This window comes from Kribbella sp. NPDC058693 (assembly GCF_042715335.1).
Taxonomy (GTDB): Bacteria; Actinomycetota; Actinomycetes; order Propionibacteriales; family Kribbellaceae; genus Kribbella; species Kribbella jiaozuonensis.
The window spans coordinates 1,020,094-1,040,970 of the sequence record NZ_JBHXSQ010000001.1; the positions used below are offsets into that span (position 1 = coordinate 1,020,094).

The following is a 20,877-nucleotide window of genomic DNA, read 5'->3' on the forward strand; positions in this document are numbered from 1 at the left end:
GCGCCGCCCACTCCGGCCGTGGTCGGCACCGGCCGGTCGATGCGGGCCCGGGACGTTTCCCGGCCTCGTCGTGAAGTAGAACGCCGGCCGGCGCAGCAAAAGTCCGAGGACGATCAGGGCAAGGGCGGGAGCTCGCCGGTCGACTCGTAGTCCGACAGCATGTCGATCCGGCGGGAGTGCCGCTCCTCGCCGGAGAAGTCGGTGGCCAGGAACAGGTCGATGAACCCGGTCGCCTCCTTCTCGGTGTGCATCCGCGCGCCCACGCTGATCACGTTGGCGTTGTTGTGCTCGCGGCCGAGGCGTGCGGTGTCGGCGCTCCAGGCCAGCACGGCCCGGACCCCCTTCACCTTGTTCGCGGCGATCTGCTCGCCGTTGCCCGAGCCACCGATCACGATGCCCAGACTGCCCGGGTCGTCGACGACGGCCTGCCCGGTCCGCAGGCAGAACGGCGGGTAGTCGTCCACGGCGTCGTACACGGCCGGACCGTGGTCCACGACGTCGTGCCCGGCGGCAGTCAGGTGATCCACCAGGTGGTTCTTCAGCTCGAAGCCGGCATGGTCGCAGCCGATGTGCACTCGCATGGCGAGAAATCTACTGTCAGCCCGCCTGTGCGCGTACGCCGCCCGGCACAGTCAGCCCTGCGGTCAACTGAGTCACGGCGGCATAGGCCTGCTCGTACGGCGTGCCACTCGGGTGCAGCGTGAAGACCGCGACGATGGTCCGGTCGTCCACCCCGACCGTCCCCGTGGTGTGGAGTGCGTCGCTGACGAGGTCCAGCTCGGACTGCGGCTTCTTCCGGTCCGACTGGTAGCCGCTCGATCCCTGGAACCCGGACCAGCCCTGTTTGATGCTGAAGTCCGGGTCGAACACGGAGGGGATCCCGAAGAACTGGTCGAAGCCGTCCGTGCCGTACCGGGTCGGCCGGTGCAGCAGGTCCATCACGTACTCGCGGACCGGCTGCGGAGCCTGGTCCAGGATGTATCGATAGATGCGGACCGTGTCGGCCGCGGTGATCGCGACGTACCCCCAGAAGCCAGGGTGCGTGGCGGGCGGTCCGGCCGTGTGGGTCAGGCCGAGCCGCTCCACCATCCGCTCCACGATCGCCGCGCCGCCCTGCTCGTCCCAGTAGTGGCTGGCCGCGTCGTCGTCACTGCTGCGCAGCATGACCTCCAGCCGAGCCTGGTCCGCCGGCGGAACGTCGTACTGCGGGCCCCTCCCCCAGAGGAAGTCCAGCACGATCAGCAGCTTCACCACGGACGCGGACCGGAACTGATGGTCGGCGTTCGACTGCTGGACGAACTGTCCGGTGTGACGGTCGAACACAGCGATGCCGATCATTGGAACCTACTCACCACTCGGCGGATTGATTGGTGAGTAACCTTCGCTGCCCGGGGTGTTTGATTTCAACCCCTGAACCGTCAGTCGAAGATCGGACCGCGGTCGCGGGTGCGCTTGATCTCGAAGAAGCCCTCGGTGCCGGCGACGAGCCGGACGCCGTCCCAGAGCTTGCCGGCCGCCTCGCCCTTGGGCGCCGGCGTGACGACCGGTCCGAAGAACGCGGTGCCCTCGACCGAGATGACCGGCGTACCGACCTCCATGCCGACCTGGTCCATACCGGCGTGGTGCGACTTCTTCAGCGCATCGTCGTACTTGTCGGTGTCCGCGGCCTCGATCAGCGACGCCGGCAGACCGACCTCCTCGAGCGCCTCCTTGACCACGTCACCCTTGCCGTCACCGACGCCCCGGCCGGCGACGTGGATCCGCTTCCCCAGCGCGGTGTAGAGCGGCAGCAGTACCTCGTTGCCGTGCGCCTGCTCGGCCGCGATCAGCACCCGGACCGGGCCCCACAGCCGGCTCAGCCCTTCCTTGTACTTCGGGTCGAGGTCTTCGCGACCGTCGTTCAGGACGGCGAGGCTCATCACGTGCCAGGTCGTCTTCACATCCCGGACCTGCTCGACCTCGAGCATCCAGCGAGATGTCATCCAGGCCCAGGGGCAGGCCGGGTCGAACCAGAAATCTGCAGAGGCAGTCATATTCCCCATCATACAAAGTTGAAGAACCCTAGATATCGTCTCGGTATCCAATACCCAATGTCGGGGGGAAACCCTCAGCGAACCTGAGAACCAGGTGCATAGGATGCGGACATGCCTGGAACCAACCTGACGCGCGACGAGGCGCGTTCCCGTGCGGGCGTCGTCAGTGACGTGACCTACGCGATCGAGCTCGACCTGACCGGTGCCCCGAGCGGCGCCCCGGTGTTCCCGTCCGTGACCACCGTCACGTTCACCGCGACGGCCGGCGCGAGTACGTTCGCCGACCTGATCGCGGACAAGGTCCGCTCGGTGACCCTGAACGGCGTCGCCCTCGACCCGGACGTGGTGTACGACGGTGCGCGCATCCAGCTCGACGGGCTGGCGGAGCGTAACGAGCTGACCGTGGTCGCGGACTGTCTCTACTCCCGCACCGGTGAAGGGCTGCACCGCTCGGTCGACCCGGCCGACAAGGAGACCTACCTCTACACGCAGTTCGAGGTGCCTGACGCCCGCCGGGTGTTCACCACCTTCGAGCAGCCCGACCTCAAGGCCCCGTTCACCTTCACCGTCTCCGCACCGGCCCGCTGGGCAGTCATCTCGAACGCACCGACGCCGGAGCCCACGCCGTACTCCGGTGAGAACGGCGAGGAGCTGGCCCGGTGGGAGTTCCCGCCGACCGAGCGGATCTCGACGTACATCACCGCGGTCGTCGCGGGTCCGTACCACGTGGTGACGGACTCGTACGAGGGTCCGCACGGCACGTACCCGATGTCGCTGCTGTGCCGTCCGTCGCTGAAGGAGGCGCTGGACGTCGAGGACCTGTTCGAGGTCACCAAGCAGGGCTTCGCGCTGTTCGAAGAGGCGTTCGGGACGCCGTACCCGTTCCACAAGTACGACCAGGCCTTCGTGCCGGAGTACAACATGGGCGCGATGGAGAACGCGGGCTGCGTGACGCTGCGGGACGAGTACCTGTTCCGCAGCCGTACGACGCACGCGGAGCTGGAGTCCCGCGCCAACACCGTGCTGCACGAGCTGGCGCACATGTGGTTCGGGGACCTGGTCACGATGACCTGGTGGGACGACCTGTGGCTGAACGAGTCGTTCGCCGAGTGGGCCAGCCACTGGGCCCAGGTGGTCGCGACGACGAAGTACTCCGACGCGTGGACGACGTTCTGCAACGCCCGGAAGAACTGGGCGTACCGGCAGGACCAGCTGCCGTCGACGCACCCGATCGCGGCCGACATGATCGACTTCCACGCGGTCGAGGTGAACTTCGACGGCATCACCTACGCCAAGGGCGCGTCGACGCTGCGCCAGCTGGTCGCCTTCGTCGGTGAGGAGACGTTCGTCACCGCGCTGAAGGAGTACTTCCACGACCACGCGTTCGGCAACACCGAGCTGACCGATCTGCTCAAGCCACTGGAGAAGGCGTCCGGGCGCGACCTGGACGACTGGACCGAGCGCTGGCTGCGGACTGCCGGTGTGAACACGCTGCGCGCCGACTTCGCCGTGGACGACGCCGGTGCTTTCACCTCGTTCGCGATCGAGCAGACCGCGACCGACAAGTTCCCGGTACTGCGTCCGCACCGCCTCGCCGTCGGCCTGTACCGGCGTACCGACGAGGGCCTGGTGCGGACCGAGCGGTTCGAGGTGGACATCGACGGAGCCCGCACCGAGCTGCCCGAGCTCACCGGCGCGACCCAGCCGGATCTGGTGCTGCTGAACGACGACGACCTCACCTACGCGAAGATCCGGCTGGACGAGCGCTCCCGCGCCACGCTGGTCGAGTCGATCGACCAGCTGACCGAATCGTTGCCCAGGGCACTCGCCTGGGGCTCGGCCTGGGACATGACCCGGGACGCCGAGATGCCGGCCAGCCAGTACGTCGGCATCGTCCTGCGCGGTATCCGCGCCGAGACCGACCTCACCGGTGTCCGCTCCCTGCTCGCGCAGGCGAACAGCGCCGTCAACCAGTACGCCGCCCCGCAGAACCGTCCTGCTCTGCGGGCGCAGCTCGAGGAGGCACTGGCCGGTCTGGTCGCCGACGCCGAGCCGGGCAGCGACCACCAGCTGGCCTTCGTCCGGGCGTACAGCTCGGCCGTGTTCTCGGCGGCCGGCGCCGATCGGCTCGCCGGATGGCTGGACGGCCGCGACCTGCCGGAGGGCCTGGTCGTCGACACCGACCTGCGCTGGACGCTGATCGTGTCCCTCGCCCGCCTCGGAAAGATCGATGCGGACGAGATCGAGGACGAGCTCACCCGCGACACCACGATCACCGGTCAGGAGCGGGCCGCGCAGGCCCGTGCCGCCCGGCCGACCGCGGAGGCGAAGGAAGAGGCCTGGCGGATCGCGGTGGAGTCCGAGGACACCCCGAACGAGACGCAGTTCCGGACCATCCTCGGCTTCCAGCAGCCCGGCCAGGAGGACCTGCTGCGGCCGTACGTCGACAAGTACCTGAACGCGGCCAAGGACGTGTACACACGGCTCGGCTCGTCCATGGGCGAGAACGTCCTGGTGTACCTGTCCCCTCGCCACCTGGCCGACCAGGCAGCACTGGACGCGCTCACCGGCTGGCTGGCCGCAGAGTCGTCGGCGGTGGACGCTCCGACGCTCCGGTACGTCACCGAGGCACAGGCGGACCTGACCCGCGCCATCGCGGCGCAGGCGAAGGACATCGTCGCCTGATCGACATTCAGACAGGGCCGGTCTCATCCGAGACCGGCCCTGTCGCGTTGAACCTCGCTGTGCGGTAAGACTGGTTCGGTGCCCGCCTCCGACCCCGCCTTGGCCGGTGCGGCAGCTGTTGCGCTGACCGGACTCGCAGAGGCGTACAGACCCCGTCCCATCACTCCCTTGATGCCCTGGCGGTTCTCGCACCGCCTGGTGAAGCCGTATGTCATCACGGCCCGTGGGCGGCAGTGGGACGACCACATGGTCGAGGTGGCCCGCGGTACCGCCACGCGCCAACTCGACTTCGACGACGCGATGGGAGCGGTCGGGCTCGGCGTCGTCGTACTGCATCTGGGCGATGACGGCATCTACCTGGTCGTGCAGAGCTGGGCGAAGGACTTCCAGTCCCGGCTGAGCATCTTCAGCGGGATGGAGGTGGACGATCTCCGCCCGGCTCCGATCGGCGCCGCTCCGTGCGTCTGGGAGCTCGAGGTCCTCAGCCACGAACGCGCGTCGTACGTGCACCACATCCTGTCCGCCGACGTCGACATCGACGCCTGGCTGGACGACGCCCTCGACACCCGCCCGAAGGCGAAGTACGACGGCATCCCGTCCGGCACCTAGTTCTGGCCGGCCCCGTCCAGTCGGTCGCGCTGCTCGGGCGTGAGCTCGAGGTCGGCGGCGGCGAGCGTTTCGTCGAGCTGAGCGACCGAGGAAGCACCTACGAGCGGGACGATCGGAATCTCACCACCCATCAGCCAGGACAGCACCACCTGGTTCGCTGTGGCGCCCGTTTCGCGCACCACCTCGTCCAGCGCGATCTTCCGCGCTCTCGTGCCGGCGTGGTCGTACAGCTCGTCCAGCGGCTTGTCGGCTCGGACATAGCCACCGCTGAGCAGCGGTGAGTACGCCACCAGTGTCAGGCCGGGCTCCGCACGCAGGTAGCTGAGCAGCTGCCCGTCGGTGACGCCGATTGCGCCGTCCCGGGATCGGAGCCCACCCTGGTCGGTCCGTGCCCGGAAGTACGTGTGGTGATGCTGTAGAACGTCGCACGTCGGCAGACCGCCCGCGGCTGCCAGCGCCCGGAACCGTTCGACCTGCCAGCTCCAGTAATTGCTCAGGCCCACCAGTCCGACAGTCCCCTCGGCCGCGTGCTCCCCGAACGCCTCGACCTGCACCTCCAGCGGCGTGGCGGGGTCCGGGACGTGCGCGTAGTACACGTCGACGTGGTCGCGTCCGAGGTTCTCCAGGCTCCTGGCCAGCGACTCCTTGATCACCTGAGCCGACAGACCTTCGAGATCCTCGCTCAGCGCATTGGCGGGTCGCGGCGGTCGTCCGCCCACCTTGGTCGCGATCGTGAGCTCGTCCCCGACACCGCGGCTCCGCAGCCAACGGCCGAGCAGTTGCTCACTCTCGCCGCCCTGGGTGCCGTTGACCCAGAACGCGTAGTTGTTGGCCGTGTCAACGAACGTCCCGCCCGCTTCGACGTACCGGTCCAGAATCGCGTACGAGGTGGCCTCGTCGGTCGCCGTACCCATGAGCATCGCCCCGAGGGCGATCTGGCTCACCCGGCGCTGTCGCGCGGGGTCAGTTCCGATGGTCAGATAACGCATAGCAGGAGCGAACCAGCTAGAGCGCTGTCTAGGTCAAGCCATTGCTCTTCCGGATCGGCCGACCCCGTTCGGTAAGGATCAAACGATTGCTCGTCGGCGGATCGTGAGGGGTCGTGCGCGGTGCGCGATTCCCTTGCAGGGAAAGAGATTCTCGCCACCTGAGAGAGGCTCATTTATTCGGTCGTTCGGTTTAAGGTGGCCCGGACCATCCATCCACGGAGGTCCGGGTTTTTCTTGGGGAGGGGCCCTTGCCGTGACTCGCGTCGATCACCGGAAGCCGCCCGCTCGGGTTGCGCGCAAACAACAGAAGACCGCTGCCAGGCGCAGTACGCCGACGGCAGGCCCGCGGAAGGCACAGCGTTCGCACAGCGCCATCGGCGCGGGTGTGGTGGCCGCAGCGGCGATGGTCGCGGTGTTCGGCTTCATCCTGACCCGGGGAACCTCCGACGACCCGCCGGCCGACGGACTGCGGATGGGATCGGGTACGGACAGCGGCGCCGCGGCACCGGCAGCTCCGACCGCCGGCGCGAGCGGGAGCGCCACGAAGGCAGACCGGCAGCCGCCGGCCTCCACAGCCGCCCCGAAGGCCAAGGCTCAGAAGACGACGCCACAGGTGAACACCGGACCGGTCTCGCCGAAGTTCAAGCGCGGCCAGTGGATCGTCGTGATCGACAAGTACCCGACCGATGTCGGCATGCCCGCGGACGAGACCGCGAAGAACACAGCGGCCGCGCTCACCCGCGCCGGGATCCCGGCGAAGGCGATGCTGGTCAACGGGCAGTACCCAGGGCTCACGAACAGCAGCTCGATGACCCCGGTCATCAACACCTGGGTCGTCTACCTCGGTCCGGGGTCGTCGTCGGCGCAGGTGCTCAACCTGTGTCTGGATCCACGCACCCAGGCGGCGTACCCCAGCCCGGCCTGCCCGACCTACGAGCCGGCGGCGTCCGCGGGCTGAGGGACCACGTCAGTGGCCAGCCGGGCGTGCAGGTGCGAGTCGTGCCGCTTCCCGGTCGGTTCGACGTAGTAGTCGCGCATCACGCCCTCCAGCTGGAAGCCGGCGTGGATCGCGACGTGGCACGAACCCTCGTTGATCAGCGAGTGGTCGAGTGAGATGCGGTGCAGGCCGAGACCGTCGGCTGCGAAGCCCCAGGTCGCTGCCGCGTCGAGTGCGCGCGCACCGAGCCGGCGGCCGCGGGCGAGCGGGCTGACCCAGTACGCCGCGACGGCCTGGTCCGGGACGCGGTGAACGTCCCGGAGCGACACGTTGCCGAGCACCTGGTCCGTACCGGCGTCCGCGATCGCGAAGATGGCGTTACCGCGGTTCCAGCCGTCGATGCGGGGCTCCAGCCACCGGCGGGCGCGCTGCTCGGCAGGTGCGCGGATGACCGCCGTACCAGCGGTCCAGCGGAGGATGCCGGGGTCACGCAACGCCTCGGCCACTGCAGCCTCGTCAGATGCGACGAAAGGACGCAGTACGACGTCGCCCAGCTCGATGCGGCGGGGCTGCAGGGCCGGTGCCACGTGCTACAGCTTGTGCTGCTCGTCGCTGGCGTGCAGCAACGGCGGCTGGTGAGCGTGCGTCCCGAGCTGCTGTACGCCGGTGACGAGACCGCCGGTGAGGTCGCCGGTGGCGAACGACGTCTGCATGGTCAGCGCGGCCAGACCGGCGGCGGTGTCCGACAGCTGCCGCTTGGCCAGCGGACCGGTCACGATCTCGAGCCGGCGACCGGCCGGGTCGACGTACACCAGGACGCTGCTGTCCGGGTCGTCGAGCTCGTTGAACAGCTCGAGCGCGAACGGACGGGTCTCGGAGTCCGCGCCGCCGACGTACACGGAGAAGTGCAGGCCGGAGGTTTCCTCGGCGTACCGGACCGCTCGCTCGATGTCGTAGAGCTGGTCCGGGGTGAATGCGTCACCAGCTGGCACTTGCGCCTCCGGTCGTGCGGGCGACGCCGGTGGCAGCAGTCGCGGTGGTACCCGGCGCGGCGCTCAGCTGAGGCAGCTCGGGCAGGTTGGCCGGGTCCGGCTTGGTGGCCGTCGGTCCGTTGATCCAGACCGGCGGAGCCCACCAGGACAGCCCTGGGCGGTACCGCGGCCCGTCAGCGATCGACGACGCGAACACCAGCAACGCCAGCACCGCGACAACCAGCAGAGGGATCCCCACGAACACCAACAGGGAGTGCCCCGACAATTGAGGTATCACGCCCCGAAGCCTAGTACCCACAAGACCCGCAGCCGCCCCAGGGCCTCACCCTGGAGCGGCCACAGGTCCGCAAGCGGATCAACAACCTCCGCAGTTCCCTCTCCACAACCCGCGCGGAGCGCGGCAGCCCTTGTTGTTCAGCAGCCGCCGCAGTTGTAGTACGTGATGTCCCAGTGGCTGCCCTCGTTGGCGTAGATGTTGCCGGCGCCGGAGCGCCACTGGGGGTAGCCGTCGCCGCGGTCGGCGATGCGGGTGAAGTTGTTGTGGACGTAGTTGGTCACACACGTGGTGATCGCGACGTCCACCTTGTAGCCGTTCCAGTGGCTGTACGTGCCGCTGGCGTGGCCCGTCTCGGTGCCGCCGGTGATCCGGATCGCGCACCCGCTCGCCTGCTTGAGCGTGCGAACGCCGTACACCGTGCTGTCGTTGATCTGGTCGAACGACGTACAGGTCGGGTTGTTGCGGTTCGAGCAGCCACCGCTGGACGACCAGGTGATGCCGGCGGCCGAGAAGATCGCGGTCGCCTGGGCGTGCGTCATCTTGGTCAGCGCCGACGCCTGCTCGACTGCCACCACACCGGGCAGCAGGCCGACGAGGACGGCGACGATCGGGACGACGACGCGACGGAGCACTGACTTCATGGGGACACTCCTTGAAATATGGGGCGGTTATTTCAAGGAGTGCACTGCCCAGGAAAGATATTGGCGAAACGTCAGATTGAATTAGAAATTAACATCCGAGCACTGGTAGAAGGCGTTCGCGGTGTCGGCGATGGTCCAGACCGCGAGGATCATGTGCCGTCCGGTCCGCCCGGTCGGGATGGTTCCGGGGTGGGACACGTCGGTCGCCGGACGCGCGCCGTTCATCGGGACGGTGAGGAACGGTTCGAGCTCCAGCGCGGACCGCGTCAGCGGCTGGGTCGGATCCCAGCCCTGCTTGGTCAGGTAGTACTTGAAGTCGGTGGTCGCGTGCGCCGCGGTCAGATGCCACGAGAACGTGAACCCCTGACCACCTTGGAGCTGGGTGGCCGGCCAGGTGCCGCCGCGCTGATCGTCCAGCTCGGCGAACTGCGGCAGCCCGGCCGAGCAGAGGCTTCCGTCCGCCGGACCGGCCTGCGGGAACCCCTTGGGTCCTTCCACACTCTGCGGCTCCCACTGGATCTGACCGCAGTCCTGCACGACTCCGTCCTGACAATTCTTGGCCCGGCTGATCGGCCCGGTCGTGTATCCGTGTCCGTAGGCGAGCGGCACCGACGTACACACCGTCAGCGCGAGCGCGCCGACGGCAATTCCGGCGATACCGAGTTTCCTTTTGCGCAGCATGCGAGCTCCTTCAACTGCTGGGGCGGTGGAACAGCGAAGGAAGGCGCCTCCTGCTCAATAGAAAACAACCGTTCAAATCTATTGTCAACGGTTGGTGAGCAGCTGGATACGGAAAGCTATATGTTCAGCGCACCGATCAGCCGACGGAGCCGGTGGTTGTTGGGCAGGTCCTCGACCAGGACGGGCTCGCCGTCAGGCCCGCCCAGCGGGATCCGCCAGTTCGGGTACTCGTCCGTGGTCCCCGGCTGATTCTGCGTACGCCGTTCCCCGACCGCATCCGTCAACGCGACCCCGACCAGCTTCGACGGCGTGTGCGCGACGTACTGATGCAACGCCTCTACGATCCGCTCGACGTCACCGTCGGTGTCGCTCAGCAGGTGACGCTCGCGCAATGCCGCCAGCCACGCGTCACGGTCCGCCTCGTCGACGGCAAGCTCCTCCGCGACCGGACGCGTCAGCAGACCGAGCCGGTTCCGCAGCTCGACGTGATCGCCGGCCAGGTACCCAGCCGTCGGCGGCAGGTCGTGCGTGGTGACAGTGGCCAGGCACAGCTCCCGCCACCGCTCCGGCGCCAGCGGCTTCCCGTTGGCATCCCGCTCGAACCACAGCACCGACGTACCGAGGATCCCGCGCTCGGTGAGGTAGTCACGCACCCACGGCTCGACCGTGCCGAGGTCCTCGCCGATCACGGTGACCCCTGCGCGCTGGGCCTCCAGCACCAGGATCCCGATCAGCGCCTCGTGGTCGTACCGGACGTACGTCCCCTCGGTCGGCCGCTCCGGCGACGTGACCCACCACAGCCGGAACATGCCGAGGATGTGGTCGATCCGCAGCCCGCCACCATGGCGCATCACGGCTCGCACCAGATCCCGCCAAGCGGCGTACCCGGTCTCGGCCAGCGCGTTGGGCCGCCACGGCGGCTGCGACCAGTCTTGTCCCTGCTGGTTGAACGCGTCCGGCGGCGCACCGACGTGGATATTCCGCGCCAGCACGTTCTGCAGCGCCCACGCGTCCGCACCGTCCGGATGCACACCAACCGCAAGATCGTGTACGACGCCCAGCGACATGCCGGCCGCCTTCGCCCGGGCCTGCGTCCGCGCGAGCTGCTCGTCCAGCTGCCACTGCAGCCAGCAGTGGAACTCGACCTCGTCCGGGTTCTCGTTGCGGAAGGCAACAACCGCCGGCGACACCGGCTCCTGCAGCTCCTCGGGCCACTTGCTCCACTCCGGCCCGTGCACGTCCGCGATCGCGGCCCACGTGGCGAAGTCGATCAGCCCCTGGCTCTCGCGGTCGCAGTACGCGCCGTACTCCGCGATCCGTCCGACCGACGGCTGCACGCGGAACAGCAACTGCAGCGCCTCGCGTTTCGCCGCCCAGACCGTGTCCCGGTCCAGCGCGGTCACGTCCTCGCTGAGGGCCCGCGCCTGGAGCGCCAGCGTCCGCACACGATCCCGCTCGGCCGGCGCGAGGTCGCCGTACTCGTCGATGTCCTCGATCCGGAGGTATATCGGGTTGCTGAAGCGTCGCGACGCCGGCAGGTACGGCGAGGGCTCCATCCGCCCGGCCAGCTCCGCTGCGTGCAACGGGTTCACCAGCACGAACCCGGCGCCCAGATCATGCGCGGACCATGCGGCAAGGTCACCCAGGTCGTGCAGGTCGCCGATCCCCCACGAGCGGCGGGAGCGAACGGAGTACAGCTGCAACACCCAACCCCAGGTGCGATGCAGCTTCTCCGGCTCGAGCTTCCGCGGCGTGACGATCAGCGTGCTGACCGAGATCTCCGGATTGGTACCGATCCGCGCACACAGCCGGTGGTACCCGAGCGGCAGATCCCCGGGCAACTGGAACGTCGCCTCGCCGACCTGTACGCCGTCGACCCACTCCGGCTCGACCCAGTGCTCCTGCTGCGGGATGTCCCGTCGCTGACCGCCGTCCTCGAGGTCGACCCACACCTCAGCCGTCGACCCGTGCGGCAGGTGTACGGCGAACCAGGGCGTCCACCCCTCACGCATCACCACAGTGGCGGGCAGAGTCCGGCGCCAGCGCGCCTCTTGGTGCTCGGCCAGCGCGAGTGCGGCCTTGTCCGGTGTGGACGCATCCACACCGAGCGCAGCGAGCACGTCGGCCACGACCTCGCTCGAGACGATCACATGCTCGCCCTGCCAGTTCCAGTACTCCGTCGCCACGCCATGGGCAACCGCTAGCTCGACAAGGGCTGCAGTAGGAGCTGTCACCTCAGCGAGTCTGCCGTATCAACCGCACCAACGGCTAAACGGCGCGCGCCGCCGTTACTCGTTCGAGTGCCGTCTACTCAGCATCAGCACGGCCAGCAGCAGGACTCCGCTGGCTACGACGAGTCCGACCGCGACACCGGCCATGTTGTCGGTCAGCTGGTACAGCGACGTCGGCCAGATCACCAGGAGGATCGCGCAGGCCACCACGGCGTACGGCGAACGCCGGGTGCGACCGTACGCGACCAGCAGCGCGGCAGGCCCCGCCGTACCGACGGCCAGCGCCATGATCTCGCCGCGCTCCTGCACCAGCCAGCAGATCGACGAGCTGAACATCGCCGCTCCGGCCAGTGACCACGACGTCACCTGGTCCCTCACGAGGCCGAGCATCGCGAACACGAACGCGACGATGATGAAACCGGTGCCGGCGATGCCCGCGCTGTTCGCCGCCGATCCGGTGTCCGGAGTGAGGACGTCTGCCGTGATCACCAACACACCGACGGCCAGGATCCCGAACGTTGCCACCAGCAACGATGACCCTTCGAGCCACCACAACCCGACCGCCGCCAGCGCGAGCGCGACCGCCACCCCGGCGACCCTCCCGGTCTCCCCCTCGATCGCCACGAACGTCGCGAAGCCGGCCACACAACACCCGAGCGACGCGAGCGCCGAGCTCAGCTGCTCCTGGCGTCGCAGCAGCGCGAGCACGACGGCCGCACCGATCAGCACGACGGCTGCCGTCGTACCTGTGCTGACCCGGGCCGCGCGGCCCATTTCGCCCCAGTTCGCCAAGGTCAGGAGCGCGACCGCCCCGAGCAGCAGTGCGCCGCCGATGTACCCGAGCACCTCGACCAGCGCGTTCGGATGGCCCTCGACGGGTGGCGGCTTCGGCTTGGGCGGTTCGGCCTGCTGGGCTGCCTCCTGGGGATGGGGGCGACCGGGGTCCGCCAGGGCCGCGTCGACCTCGGCGTCGGCGGCGTCACGGATCGAGTCGGCCTGGTACTGGCGCAGCACACCAGCGCTCACGAGCCTGGACAGCTCGTCATCCAGCCGGCTCGACATGCTTTTCCGTCTCCTTGTCAGCCTTACTAAGATCAGGCGGCGAGATGCCTATTCTGACCAGCTACCTTCTGTCCTCGTTCAGTCACCCCCTGTTTTCCCGGTTGTTGTCGCCTCCGGACGCGTTTCCGACGTTCTTCCGCACCGGCAACGACGGCAAACTCGAGGTGACCGACCAGGTCGTGGTCGTCCCGGCCCGGATCGCGGGACTGATCATCGGCTTCTTCGTGCTCCGCTGGCTCCTGCACAAGGTGATCCGGCGGTTCGCCCGCCGGACCGGCAACGGCGCGGTCGCGGGTGTGCTGGCGAAATCGAAGCGCGGCCAGGAGTTCGTCGAGAACACGCTGGCGAACGAGCGCCGGGCCCAGCGCGCGGAGACGATCGCGTCGCTGCTGACCAGCACGGTCACGATCGTGCTGACCGCCGTACTCGTGGTGATGGTGCTGGCCGAGCTCGGCTTCAACATCCTGCCGGTGATCGCCTCCGCGAGCATCATCGGCGTGGCGCTCGGCTTCGGCGCGCAGACGCTGGTGAAGGACTTCCTGGCCGGCGTGTTCATGATCTTCGAGGACCAGTACGGCGTGGGCGACCTGATCGACATGGAGAAGGCGACCGGGACCGTGGTGGCGGTCGGCCTGCGGATCACCACTCTGCGCGGTGAGGACGGCACCACCTGGTACGTCCGCAACGGCGAGGTCGTCCGGATCGGCAACCTCACCAACCGCGACCCGGACAGCGGGGCCTCCTCCGGCGTCGGCTCGGTCACCGAGAAGGAAGAAGCCAAGACCGACGAAACTGCGCCGACCGAGAACCACGACGAAACCCGAGCCTGAGCTGGAGCCGCTCCGATATTGACGGGCCCCCGCAATTGATAGGAAACTTTCCTAACTCTTTGCCCGCCCCCAAAGATCGGAGTTTCGCGATGCGTATGTTCAAGGCCGCCGTCGTGACGGCAGCCGTCGGTACGTTGCTGGTCGGCGCGGCCGTCGCCGCCCAGGCATCCACCCAGCAGGTCCAGGCGGACCCGGCCAGCATCGGCGCCGCGCCGTACGAGTACCTCGGCTGGGGTAACCCGCAGAAGCCGGCCGACGTGATGAAGGCAGCCGGCAACAAGTGGTTCACGCTCGCCTTCATCCTGTCCGACGGCGGCTGTAACCCGAAGTGGGACGGCGACCGCGCGCTGACCGGCGGCTCGGACCAGACCGCGATCAACAACATCCGGGCCGCGGGCGGCGACGTCATCCCGTCGTTCGGCGGCTGGTCGGGCAACAAGCTCGGCGAGAAGTGCACGTCCGCCTCCGCGCTCGCCGGGGCGTACCAGAAGGTGATCGACGCCTACAAGCTGAAGGCGATCGACATCGACATCGAGGACACCGAGTTCCACAGCTCGGCCGCGCGGCAGCGGGTCGTCGACGCGCTGAAGACCGTGAAGAGCAAGAACTCCGGGATCAAGACCTACATCACGATGGGCACCGACCAGACCGGCCCGGACTCGTCCGGTGTCGACCTGATCAACCGGGCCGCGAAGGCCGGGCTGGCCAACGACGGCTGGGTGCTGATGCCGTTCGACTTCGGCGGCGGGTCGACCAACATGGCGACACTGACCCAGAAGGCCGAGGAGGGTCTGAAGGGCCGCCTGAAGACGGCGTACGGGTACTCCGACGACACGGCGTACCGGCACATGGGGATCTCGTCGATGAACGGCAAGACCGACGACGGCGAGACGGTCCGCCTGCAGGACTTCAAGACCATGCTGGCCTACGCACAGCAGCACCACCTGGCCCGCTTCACGTTCTGGTCGGTGAACCGGGACAGGGCCTGTGGCGGTAGCAACAACGACGGTGACTCGTGCAGCGGCATCTCACAGAGCCAGTACGACTTCACCAAGGTCGTCGCGCAGTTCCACGGCTGAAACAGCAAACGGCGTCCGGCACACTCGTGCCGGACGCCGTTCCGTAAGACTCAGGCGGTAAAGGTGACGTCCAGCGTGATCGGGACGGCGGACAGCGCCTGCGAGACCGGGCAGTTCTTCTTCGCACCCTCGGCGTACTCCGCGAACTCGTCGGCGGTGATGCCGGGGACGTTGCCGTTGACCGACAGCTTGATGCCGGTGATGCCCTCACCCGGCTGGAAGGTGACGTCGGCCTGGGTGTCGATCGACGTCGGCGCGTGCCCCGCACCGGCCAGTGCGTGCGACAGCGCCATCGAGAAGCAGGTGGAGTGCGCGGCCGCGATCAGCTCTTCCGGGCTGGTCTTGCCGTTGGCGTCGTTCGCGCGGGAGGCCCAGGTGACGTCGTAGGTGCCGACACCGGACGACTCGAGAGCGACCTGGCCGGCGCCCTCCATCAGCGAGCCTTCCCAGTGGGCCTTGGCCGTACGAGTGGTAGCCATGCTCGTTGTGTCTCCTTAGAAGAGGTTCAGCGGCCGGACACGTCGATCGCGCCCGGGTACTGCGGTTCGTCGGTGTTCACCATGCTCTGCGCGGCCATCACCATGTAGGTCCAGATCTGCTCGTCCTGTTCCGGTGTCAGGGCGATCTCGTCCAGCGCGGCGCGCATGTGGCCCAGCCACAGGTCCCGGGCGCTCGGGGTGACGGCGAACGGGGCGTGCCGCATCCGCAGCCGGGGGTGCCCGCGCTGCTCGGAGTACGTCTTCGGGCCGCCCCAGTACTGCTCCAGGAACATCCGGAAGCGCACCTCGGCCGGACCGAGATCCTCCTCCGGGTACAGCGCTCGCAGTTCCGGGTCGGCGGCAACACCGCGGTAGAAGGCGGCCACCAACCGGTGGAAGGTATCCGCCCCACCGACGGCGTCATAGAAGCTCTGCTGCTCACTCATGTCGGATCTAGTCTCTCAAGTGGTCACAACGTGCTCGAGGAGGGCTGCCCTTTCCGCCTCTCCCAGCTGCCGCTTGGCGTGCGTCTCACCGTCCACGACGACCAGTACGGACTCGGCCTTGGCGTACACGTCCTCCGACTCGCCACTGCGATCCACGATCCGCGACCCGAGCGTGTACGACGTCGTACCGACGGAGGCGACCCACACGTCCACGTCGTACGGCGGGTGCCGCAGCAGGATCGGCCGCAGGTAGTCGACCGTCTGACTGACCAGCACGACCGGGTACTGCGCAAAGTAGTCCCCCGTCGTCCCCATCACCTGGGCGAGGAACGCGATCCGGGCCTCCTGCAGGTAGTCGAAGTACCGCACGTTGTTCACGTGGTCGTACGAGTCGATGTCCGACCAGCGGACCAGGACCTGGTACAAGAACGTCATGCACCCACCAACTTGGTCAGAGCGGCCTTCTCGACCGGTGTGATCCGCCGGAGCCGGTTGGCCGTGAAGTCGAACGGCACGAGCTTGGTCCGCGCCTCGACATAGGTACGTCGCTCCGGCTCGGCGTCCAGGATCTCGTAGTCCACCGTGAACGACGCCGCGCGAATCTCGCTGATCCACAGCTCGATCCGGACCGGCTCCGGGCGGAACACGAGCGGCGCCCGGTACTGGACCTCGTGCCGGGCCACGAGCAGGCCGGTCTCCAGCGCGTCGGCGCCCAGCTCGGCCGCCGTACGGAACAGGAAATCGACCCGGGCGTCCTGGAGGTAGTCGACGTACCGGCCGTTGTTGACGTGACCGAGCGCGTCCATGTCTCCCCAGCGGAGCGGACAGTGGTAGACGTGGCGGTTGTGATGATCCACACGGCGATCATCGCATCCGGGGTACTACCCCGATGACAACGCGTGGGTAATGTCATCCCCGGCAGACCAGTCATCGATGGGAGTGGTGGATGAGCACGCAGCGGGTGGCGATCGTGACCGGGGCGGCCCGGGGAATCGGCGCGGCCGTCGCGCAGCGGCTCGCCCAGGACGGGAACGCCGTCGCGGTCATCGACCTCGACGAGGGTGCCTGCGACGCCACGGTGAAGGCGATCACCGAGGCCGGCGGTAAGGCGATCGGCGTCGGCGCCGACGTCAGCAAGTCCGACCAGGTCGCCGCCGCGGTCGAGCGGGTGGTGGCCGAGCTCGGCGCCCCGACGATCCTGGTCAACAACGCCGGCGTACTGCGGGACAACCTGCTCTTCAAGATGTCCGAGGACGACTGGGACACGGTCATGTCCGTCCACCTCAAGGGCAGCTTCCTGATGTCCAAGGCGGTCCAGTCGCACATGGTCGACGCCGGCTACGGGCGTCTGGTGTTCCTCTCCTCGACCTCCGCGCTGGGCAACCGCGGTCAGGCCAACTACGCCTCCGCGAAGGCGGGTCTGCAAGGTCTGGCCAAGACGCTGGCGATCGAGCTGGGCAAGTTCGGCGTGACCGCGAACGCGATCGCCCCGGGCTTCATCGAGACCGACATGACCGCGGCCACCGCGGCCCGGGTCGGTGTCGACTTCGAGGAGTTCAAGAAGGCGACCGCCGCCACCATCCCGGTGCAGCGGACCGGCAAGCCGGAGGACATCGCCGCCGCGGCGTCGTTCTTCTGCAGCGAGGAGGCCGGTTTCGTCTCCGGCCAGGTCCTGTACGTCGCCGGCGGACCGCGCAACTAAAGGGAGCCTGAGATGCCCCAGACCTTCAACGGTGTCGACGAGGTCGCACACGCGGTCGGCACCCAGCTCGGCGAGACCGAGTGGCTGGAGATCACCCAGGAGCAGGTGAACCAGTTCGCCGAGGCGACCGGTGACCACCAGTGGATCCACGTCGACGTCGAGCGCGCCAAGAAGGGCCCGTACGGCGGGACGATCGCCCACGGCTACCTGACGCTGAGCCTGATCGCCCGCTTCGGCGACGAGCTGTTCAAGGTCGAGGGCGTCACCGCCAAGCTCAACTACGGCGTGAACAAAGTCCGCTTCCCCGCACCGGTCCCGGTCGGCACCCGCGTCCGCGCCGGCGCCTCGATCTCGAACGCGGTCGAGACCCCGGCCGGCGTACAGGTCTCGCTGAACTGGGTCATCGAGCTCGAAGGCTCCACCAAGCCCGCGTGCGTCGCGGAGACCGTCGTACTGCTGGTCCCCTAAAGTGGGCAGATCAGGACCGCGTGCGTAGCGATCCGGTCGTAGCCGAGCCATTCGTTGACCGCGAGCATCGGCGCATTGCCGTCGTAGTTGGCGGTGTATGCCCCCTGGACGCCGGCATCGGCGGCCCGGTGCAGGGCGGCGCTCTTCACCAGCTTCGCCAGACCACGCCCGCGGTACTCCGGCATGGTCGACGTCATCCTCGACCACATCTTGGCCCGATCACCGTGGTTGCGGGTGAAGGCGATGATCTGGCCGTCGTACATCGCGGCCACGCTCACCTCGCGGACCAGGTCCGGGGAGTTCCAGATGTCGGCGAGCCACGCGTCGTACGGGTGGGAAGAGATCTTCGCGTCGCCCGGCTTGGTGCGCTGGGCAACTTCGTCGGCGGCGTGCAGCATCCGCGGATCGACCTCGGTGAAGGGCACCAGGCTCACCTGGCTCGGGACCTCGGGACTGTCCTGGACCTTGCGCGGGTCGATGCCCGCGTAGTGCACCTGCCGCGTCTGCCGGTAGCCGAACCGCGCTGCCCAGTCGACGCTGCTCGGGTCCGCGAACACGCGGGCCGAGGTCGCCCCGGCCGCCCGCAGATCCCCGTGCGTTGCCTCCAGCAAGCTCGTGCCGATACCGCGACCGCGGTACTCCGGCCGCACCAGCAGGCGCAGCTCCCCGTCCAGCGGGTCCGAGCCGCCGATCAGACCGCTCGATGCCCAGCCCACCAGTTCGCCGTCGTCCAGCGCCGCGAACGCGCCGCGTCCAGGAACGGCGGGGCCGGTCAGCCGCCGGGTCAGCGAACTCCGGGTGACCACCAGATACGGCACGAGCGCGTCGTGCAGCGCGAGCGCCGCGTCCACGTCCCGCGGTCCAGCCGCCCTGATCTCCATCCCAACTCCTCGGGAACTCCAACGACCAAGTCCCCTGGAAAGTAACGCCCTTTCAGGTGCATACCGGAAGTAAACCGATTACAGCTCTGTTTCAGAGGGTTCGCGCGCCGAGCACGAGCCGGGCCCCCGTGATGTCGAAGGTCATCCTGTACCGCTCGAGGTACCCGGTACCCACCAGGCCGTCATGAATGATGTCCTGGAACAGAATCCGCGGCGACGCCTGCGCGGTCTGCGGCGCAGCAGCCAGGTGAACACTCCCGGCGATCGTTGCCCACTGTCGTTGCCATACGTAACCGGTCTCGTCGGTCCCGGTCCGCGTCGTCACGTCCGGGCCTTCCAGATCGATCCCGCAGTCCGTAGCGAAGCGGGTGTCCAGGATCAGGCTGTCCGAGCCGGTGTCCACCTCGACGGTGATCTCCCGGCCGCTCGGGAGCACGAGCTGCGCGAACGGGTCGGCCGACACCGACTCACGCCGTACGTCGAGCGGAATCTCGGGGCCGTCGGCAAGGAACTCCTCCCGCGGTCGGATACTCAACGTCTTCGCGTCGGGATCCGTCGTCACCGTGTGGTTCTCGAAGAAGGTCGGCCCGAGGATCCCCGCGAAGGCATCACCGAGATCAGCCACACCGGCGACGTGTCCCTCGACGACGTAGTCACCGAGCGCGATCCGCGGCACCCGGACCAGCGGCACCTCGATCGCCTGCCCGGACATCCGCCGTCCGGTGAACGTCTCACCGGTCGTTGCCCCGTCGAGGCGATCGGCGAGCGCGGACGAGATCACCGTGGTCCCGATGCCGGTGTCGACGAGGAACCGGTACTCCGTCGTGCCAACGATGACCGGGACCTGGACCAGATGCTGGAGGCGATCGAAGGCGATCGTCGTCATCGGTCAGTTGTCCAGCATGCGCAGCAGGCCCAGCTCGGTCTGGACGCGGCGGTATCCGAGCCAGTTGTTGATGGCAAGCATCGGCCCGTTCGCGTCGTCGTTCGACGTGTACGCCGACGTGATCCCGGCCGCGGCCGCCCGCCGCAGCGCCACGGACTTCACCAGCTTCGCCAACCCCCGACCGCGGTACGCCGGAATCGTGCCGGTCATACCCGACCACATCCGATCGCCGTCGGTCTCGACGATCGTGAACGCCGCCACCTCGTCACCGGCCATCGCCGCGACGCTGAGCGACTTGTCCATCGACGGGCTGTCCCAGATCTCCTCGAGCCACCGGTCGTACTCGATCGAGTCCATCGGCGCATCGGTCGGCTCGTCCAGCGCCGTGATCGTGTCGGCCGTGTACGCCGCGCGCGGATCCACCTCGTCGAACGACCGCAGCTCGATCCCGTCCGGCGTCTCCGGCTGCTCCGGCAACGACGTCAGCTCGACGCCGGCGAAGTGCATCTGCCGGGTGCCGTCGTACCCGAGGTTGCGGGCGAACTCGAGGCCGTCCGGGTGGACGAAAGACCGCACCCGAACGGCGCCGACCTCGGTCAGGTGCTGATGCAACCGTTCGGCCAGCTGACTACCGATGCCCTGCTTGCGGTGATCGGGATGCACGAACACCGTCAGCTCGCTCTCACCCGGCTCACTCGTCCAGACGGTCAGCCCGGCCGATCCCCAGGCGATGATCTCGCCGTCGCGTTCCGCGACCAGCGGCAGGTACCGCTGGCCGGGCGATTGGACGGTGATGATGTGCCGGGTCGCCGCCGCCGACATCGCCTTGTAGGGGTACACCACCCGGCGTACCGCGGCCACCGCCTCGGCGTCGTCGCCTACTGCCTGCCGGACCACCACCCGCGTCGTCATGACCCGGACCCTAGCCAGCACGCCGTACCCACGCCATGCATTAACAACCAGCAACGC

The 20,877-nt window shown here is 68.1% G+C and carries 25 protein-coding genes; 7 read left to right on the forward strand and 18 right to left on the reverse strand.

The features are described 5' to 3' along the window. Positions 1 to 113: 113 nt before the first annotated feature. The 3 genes from ACFWUU_RS04800 to ACFWUU_RS04810 all read right to left on the reverse strand — a co-directional run bounded on the left by ACFWUU_RS04800 (position 114) and on the right by ACFWUU_RS04810 (position 2,033). Complete coding sequence (locus ACFWUU_RS04800; RefSeq protein WP_380172747.1) at positions 114 to 581, reverse strand: ribose-5-phosphate isomerase; 468 nt, start codon at positions 579 to 581, stop codon at positions 114 to 116. A gap of 16 nt (positions 582 to 597) precedes the next feature. Further along, the gene (locus tag ACFWUU_RS04805; RefSeq protein WP_380172749.1) at positions 598 to 1,338 is read right to left on the reverse strand and encodes a hypothetical protein; all 741 of its coding nucleotides are present in this window, start codon (positions 1,336 to 1,338) and stop codon (positions 598 to 600) included. A gap of 80 nt (positions 1,339 to 1,418) precedes the next feature. Next, positions 1,419 to 2,033 (reverse strand): DsbA family protein, encoded by a 615-nt coding sequence (locus ACFWUU_RS04810; protein ID WP_380172752.1) that lies wholly within the window; start codon positions 2,031 to 2,033, stop codon positions 1,419 to 1,421. Between the two features lie 111 nt (positions 2,034 to 2,144). On the opposite strand from ACFWUU_RS04810, the gene pepN reads away from it, so the two are divergent. Together pepN and ACFWUU_RS04820 are read left to right on the forward strand one after the other, a co-directional pair. Further along, the gene (gene pepN / locus ACFWUU_RS04815) at positions 2,145 to 4,718 is read left to right on the forward strand and encodes an aminopeptidase N (RefSeq protein ID WP_380172755.1); all 2,574 of its coding nucleotides are present in this window, start codon (positions 2,145 to 2,147) and stop codon (positions 4,716 to 4,718) included. A 171-nt stretch (positions 4,719 to 4,889) separates the two neighbouring features. Further along, complete coding sequence (locus ACFWUU_RS04820; RefSeq protein WP_380172757.1) at positions 4,890 to 5,327, forward strand: hypothetical protein; 438 nt, start codon at positions 4,890 to 4,892, stop codon at positions 5,325 to 5,327. Here the strand turns inward: ACFWUU_RS04820 and ACFWUU_RS04825 are convergent. Further along, positions 5,324 to 6,316: an aldo/keto reductase gene (locus tag ACFWUU_RS04825; protein ID WP_380172759.1), complete on the reverse strand. Its 993-nt coding sequence runs from the start codon at positions 6,314 to 6,316 to the stop codon at positions 5,324 to 5,326. The two genes, ACFWUU_RS04820 and ACFWUU_RS04825, sit on opposite strands and share 4 nt — an antisense overlap. Positions 6,317 to 6,569: 253 nt before the next feature. On the opposite strand from ACFWUU_RS04825, the gene ACFWUU_RS04830 reads away from it, so the two are divergent. Next, complete coding sequence (locus tag ACFWUU_RS04830) at positions 6,570 to 7,274, forward strand: hypothetical protein (RefSeq protein WP_380172761.1); 705 nt, start codon at positions 6,570 to 6,572, stop codon at positions 7,272 to 7,274. Here ACFWUU_RS04830 and ACFWUU_RS04835 read toward each other — a convergent pair. The 7 genes from ACFWUU_RS04835 to ACFWUU_RS04865 all read right to left on the reverse strand — a co-directional run bounded on the left by ACFWUU_RS04835 (position 7,247) and on the right by ACFWUU_RS04865 (position 13,137). Then, positions 7,247 to 7,840: a GNAT family N-acetyltransferase gene (locus ACFWUU_RS04835; RefSeq protein ID WP_380172763.1), complete on the reverse strand. Its 594-nt coding sequence runs from the start codon at positions 7,838 to 7,840 to the stop codon at positions 7,247 to 7,249. The two genes, ACFWUU_RS04830 and ACFWUU_RS04835, sit on opposite strands and share 28 nt — an antisense overlap. Positions 7,841 to 7,843: 3 nt before the next feature. Next, positions 7,844 to 8,245: a DUF5130 family protein gene (locus tag ACFWUU_RS04840; protein ID WP_137253599.1), complete on the reverse strand. Its 402-nt coding sequence runs from the start codon at positions 8,243 to 8,245 to the stop codon at positions 7,844 to 7,846. Beyond that, the gene (locus ACFWUU_RS04845) at positions 8,232 to 8,522 is read right to left on the reverse strand and encodes a hypothetical protein (RefSeq protein WP_137253598.1); all 291 of its coding nucleotides are present in this window, start codon (positions 8,520 to 8,522) and stop codon (positions 8,232 to 8,234) included. Before ACFWUU_RS04845 ends, ACFWUU_RS04840 begins: the two co-directional genes overlap by 14 nt. A gap of 137 nt (positions 8,523 to 8,659) precedes the next feature. Further along, positions 8,660 to 9,163 carry a hypothetical protein gene (locus ACFWUU_RS04850; RefSeq protein ID WP_137253597.1) on the reverse strand — a complete coding sequence of 168 codons (504 nt, stop codon included), beginning with the start codon at positions 9,161 to 9,163 and terminating at the stop codon, positions 8,660 to 8,662. Positions 9,164 to 9,244: 81 nt separating this feature from the next. Further along, a complete protein-coding gene (locus ACFWUU_RS04855; RefSeq protein WP_380172765.1) occupies positions 9,245 to 9,844 on the reverse strand; it encodes a lytic polysaccharide monooxygenase in 600 nt (199 codons plus the stop codon). Between the two features lie 116 nt (positions 9,845 to 9,960). Next, entirely contained in the window at positions 9,961 to 12,078 is a 2,118-nt protein-coding gene (malQ, locus tag ACFWUU_RS04860) for a 4-alpha-glucanotransferase (protein ID WP_137253595.1), read from the reverse strand. A 54-nt stretch (positions 12,079 to 12,132) separates the two neighbouring features. Then, positions 12,133 to 13,137, reverse strand: a complete 1,005-nt coding sequence (locus ACFWUU_RS04865) for a hypothetical protein (RefSeq protein WP_380172770.1) — start codon at positions 13,135 to 13,137, stop codon at positions 12,133 to 12,135. Positions 13,138 to 13,181: 44 nt separating this feature from the next. On the opposite strand from ACFWUU_RS04865, the gene ACFWUU_RS04870 reads away from it, so the two are divergent. Both ACFWUU_RS04870 and ACFWUU_RS04875 read left to right on the forward strand, forming a co-directional pair. Then, the gene (locus tag ACFWUU_RS04870; RefSeq protein WP_137253593.1) at positions 13,182 to 13,967 is read left to right on the forward strand and encodes a mechanosensitive ion channel family protein; all 786 of its coding nucleotides are present in this window, start codon (positions 13,182 to 13,184) and stop codon (positions 13,965 to 13,967) included. Positions 13,968 to 14,056: 89 nt separating this feature from the next. Beyond that, the gene (locus ACFWUU_RS04875) at positions 14,057 to 15,046 is read left to right on the forward strand and encodes a chitinase (protein ID WP_380172772.1); all 990 of its coding nucleotides are present in this window, start codon (positions 14,057 to 14,059) and stop codon (positions 15,044 to 15,046) included. Positions 15,047 to 15,096: 50 nt separating this feature from the next. Here the strand turns inward: ACFWUU_RS04875 and ACFWUU_RS04880 are convergent, their stop codons facing one another. The 4 genes from ACFWUU_RS04880 to ACFWUU_RS04895 are packed head-to-tail and all read right to left on the reverse strand — an operon-like array spanning position 15,097 to position 16,828. Continuing rightward, positions 15,097 to 15,525: an OsmC family protein gene (locus ACFWUU_RS04880; protein WP_137253591.1), complete on the reverse strand. Its 429-nt coding sequence runs from the start codon at positions 15,523 to 15,525 to the stop codon at positions 15,097 to 15,099. 26 nt (positions 15,526 to 15,551) lie between these two features. Beyond that, positions 15,552 to 15,971: a globin gene (locus tag ACFWUU_RS04885; protein ID WP_137253590.1), complete on the reverse strand. Its 420-nt coding sequence runs from the start codon at positions 15,969 to 15,971 to the stop codon at positions 15,552 to 15,554. Positions 15,972 to 15,986: 15 nt separating this feature from the next. After that, on the reverse strand, positions 15,987 to 16,406 hold the full coding sequence (locus ACFWUU_RS04890) for an acyl-CoA thioesterase (protein WP_380172774.1): 420 nt from the start codon (positions 16,404 to 16,406) through the stop codon (positions 15,987 to 15,989). Further along, positions 16,403 to 16,828 carry an acyl-CoA thioesterase gene (locus ACFWUU_RS04895; protein WP_380172776.1) on the reverse strand — a complete coding sequence of 142 codons (426 nt, stop codon included), beginning with the start codon at positions 16,826 to 16,828 and terminating at the stop codon, positions 16,403 to 16,405. The genes ACFWUU_RS04890 and ACFWUU_RS04895 overlap by 4 nt, the downstream gene beginning before the upstream one ends. 89 nt (positions 16,829 to 16,917) lie before the next feature. Between ACFWUU_RS04895 and ACFWUU_RS04900 the strand changes: the two genes are divergently transcribed. Both ACFWUU_RS04900 and ACFWUU_RS04905 read left to right on the forward strand, forming a co-directional pair. Further along, entirely contained in the window at positions 16,918 to 17,673 is a 756-nt protein-coding gene (locus tag ACFWUU_RS04900; RefSeq protein ID WP_137253588.1) for an SDR family oxidoreductase, read from the forward strand. 12 nt (positions 17,674 to 17,685) lie between these two features. Beyond that, positions 17,686 to 18,141, forward strand: coding sequence for a MaoC family dehydratase (locus tag ACFWUU_RS04905; protein ID WP_137253587.1), 456 nt, complete (start codon positions 17,686 to 17,688; stop codon positions 18,139 to 18,141). Here ACFWUU_RS04905 and ACFWUU_RS04910 read toward each other — a convergent pair. The 3 genes from ACFWUU_RS04910 to ACFWUU_RS04920 form a co-directional block, all read right to left on the reverse strand. Then, complete coding sequence (locus tag ACFWUU_RS04910; protein WP_380172778.1) at positions 18,138 to 19,022, reverse strand: GNAT family N-acetyltransferase; 885 nt, start codon at positions 19,020 to 19,022, stop codon at positions 18,138 to 18,140. The two genes, ACFWUU_RS04905 and ACFWUU_RS04910, sit on opposite strands and share 4 nt — an antisense overlap. Before the next feature lie 91 nt (positions 19,023 to 19,113). After that, positions 19,114 to 19,908, reverse strand: a complete 795-nt coding sequence (locus ACFWUU_RS04915) for a retropepsin-like aspartic protease (protein WP_380172780.1) — start codon at positions 19,906 to 19,908, stop codon at positions 19,114 to 19,116. Between the two features lie 3 nt (positions 19,909 to 19,911). Further along, positions 19,912 to 20,820, reverse strand: a complete 909-nt coding sequence (locus tag ACFWUU_RS04920) for a GNAT family N-acetyltransferase (protein ID WP_380172782.1) — start codon at positions 20,818 to 20,820, stop codon at positions 19,912 to 19,914. Between the last annotated feature and the right edge of the window lie 57 nt (positions 20,821 to 20,877).

What these genes read in the sequence shown, in the direction of transcription:
- ACFWUU_RS04800 (WP_380172747.1), bottom strand. Translation starts at nt 581, where the DNA reads ATGCGAGTGCACATCGGCTGCGACCATGCCGGCTTCGAGCTGAAGAAC.
- ACFWUU_RS04805 (WP_380172749.1), bottom strand. Translation starts at nt 1,338, where the DNA reads ATGATCGGCATCGCTGTGTTCGACCGTCACACCGGACAGTTCGTCCAG.
- ACFWUU_RS04810 (WP_380172752.1), bottom strand. Translation starts at nt 2,033, where the DNA reads ATGACTGCCTCTGCAGATTTCTGGTTCGACCCGGCCTGCCCCTGGGCC.
- pepN (WP_380172755.1), top strand. Translation starts at nt 2,145, where the DNA reads ATGCCTGGAACCAACCTGACGCGCGACGAGGCGCGTTCCCGTGCGGGC.
- ACFWUU_RS04820 (WP_380172757.1), top strand. Translation starts at nt 4,890, where the DNA reads ATGCCCTGGCGGTTCTCGCACCGCCTGGTGAAGCCGTATGTCATCACG.
- ACFWUU_RS04825 (WP_380172759.1), bottom strand. Translation starts at nt 6,316, where the DNA reads ATGCGTTATCTGACCATCGGAACTGACCCCGCGCGACAGCGCCGGGTG.
- ACFWUU_RS04850 (WP_137253597.1), bottom strand. Translation starts at nt 9,163, where the DNA reads ATGAAGTCAGTGCTCCGTCGCGTCGTCGTCCCGATCGTCGCCGTCCTC.
- ACFWUU_RS04855 (WP_380172765.1), bottom strand. Translation starts at nt 9,844, where the DNA reads ATGCTGCGCAAAAGGAAACTCGGTATCGCCGGAATTGCCGTCGGCGCG.
- ACFWUU_RS04865 (WP_380172770.1), bottom strand. Translation starts at nt 13,137, where the DNA reads ATGTCGAGCCGGCTGGATGACGAGCTGTCCAGGCTCGTGAGCGCTGGT.
- ACFWUU_RS04870 (WP_137253593.1), top strand. Translation starts at nt 13,182, where the DNA reads ATGCCTATTCTGACCAGCTACCTTCTGTCCTCGTTCAGTCACCCCCTG.
- ACFWUU_RS04875 (WP_380172772.1), top strand. Translation starts at nt 14,057, where the DNA reads ATGCGTATGTTCAAGGCCGCCGTCGTGACGGCAGCCGTCGGTACGTTG.
- ACFWUU_RS04880 (WP_137253591.1), bottom strand. Translation starts at nt 15,525, where the DNA reads ATGGCTACCACTCGTACGGCCAAGGCCCACTGGGAAGGCTCGCTGATG.
- ACFWUU_RS04885 (WP_137253590.1), bottom strand. Translation starts at nt 15,971, where the DNA reads ATGAGTGAGCAGCAGAGCTTCTATGACGCCGTCGGTGGGGCGGATACC.
- ACFWUU_RS04890 (WP_380172774.1), bottom strand. Translation starts at nt 16,406, where the DNA reads ATGACGTTCTTGTACCAGGTCCTGGTCCGCTGGTCGGACATCGACTCG.
- ACFWUU_RS04900 (WP_137253588.1), top strand. Translation starts at nt 16,918, where the DNA reads ATGAGCACGCAGCGGGTGGCGATCGTGACCGGGGCGGCCCGGGGAATC.
- ACFWUU_RS04905 (WP_137253587.1), top strand. Translation starts at nt 17,686, where the DNA reads ATGCCCCAGACCTTCAACGGTGTCGACGAGGTCGCACACGCGGTCGGC.
- ACFWUU_RS04910 (WP_380172778.1), bottom strand. Translation starts at nt 19,022, where the DNA reads ATGGAGATCAGGGCGGCTGGACCGCGGGACGTGGACGCGGCGCTCGCG.
- ACFWUU_RS04915 (WP_380172780.1), bottom strand. Translation starts at nt 19,908, where the DNA reads ATGACGACGATCGCCTTCGATCGCCTCCAGCATCTGGTCCAGGTCCCG.
- ACFWUU_RS04920 (WP_380172782.1), bottom strand. Translation starts at nt 20,820, where the DNA reads ATGACGACGCGGGTGGTGGTCCGGCAGGCAGTAGGCGACGACGCCGAG.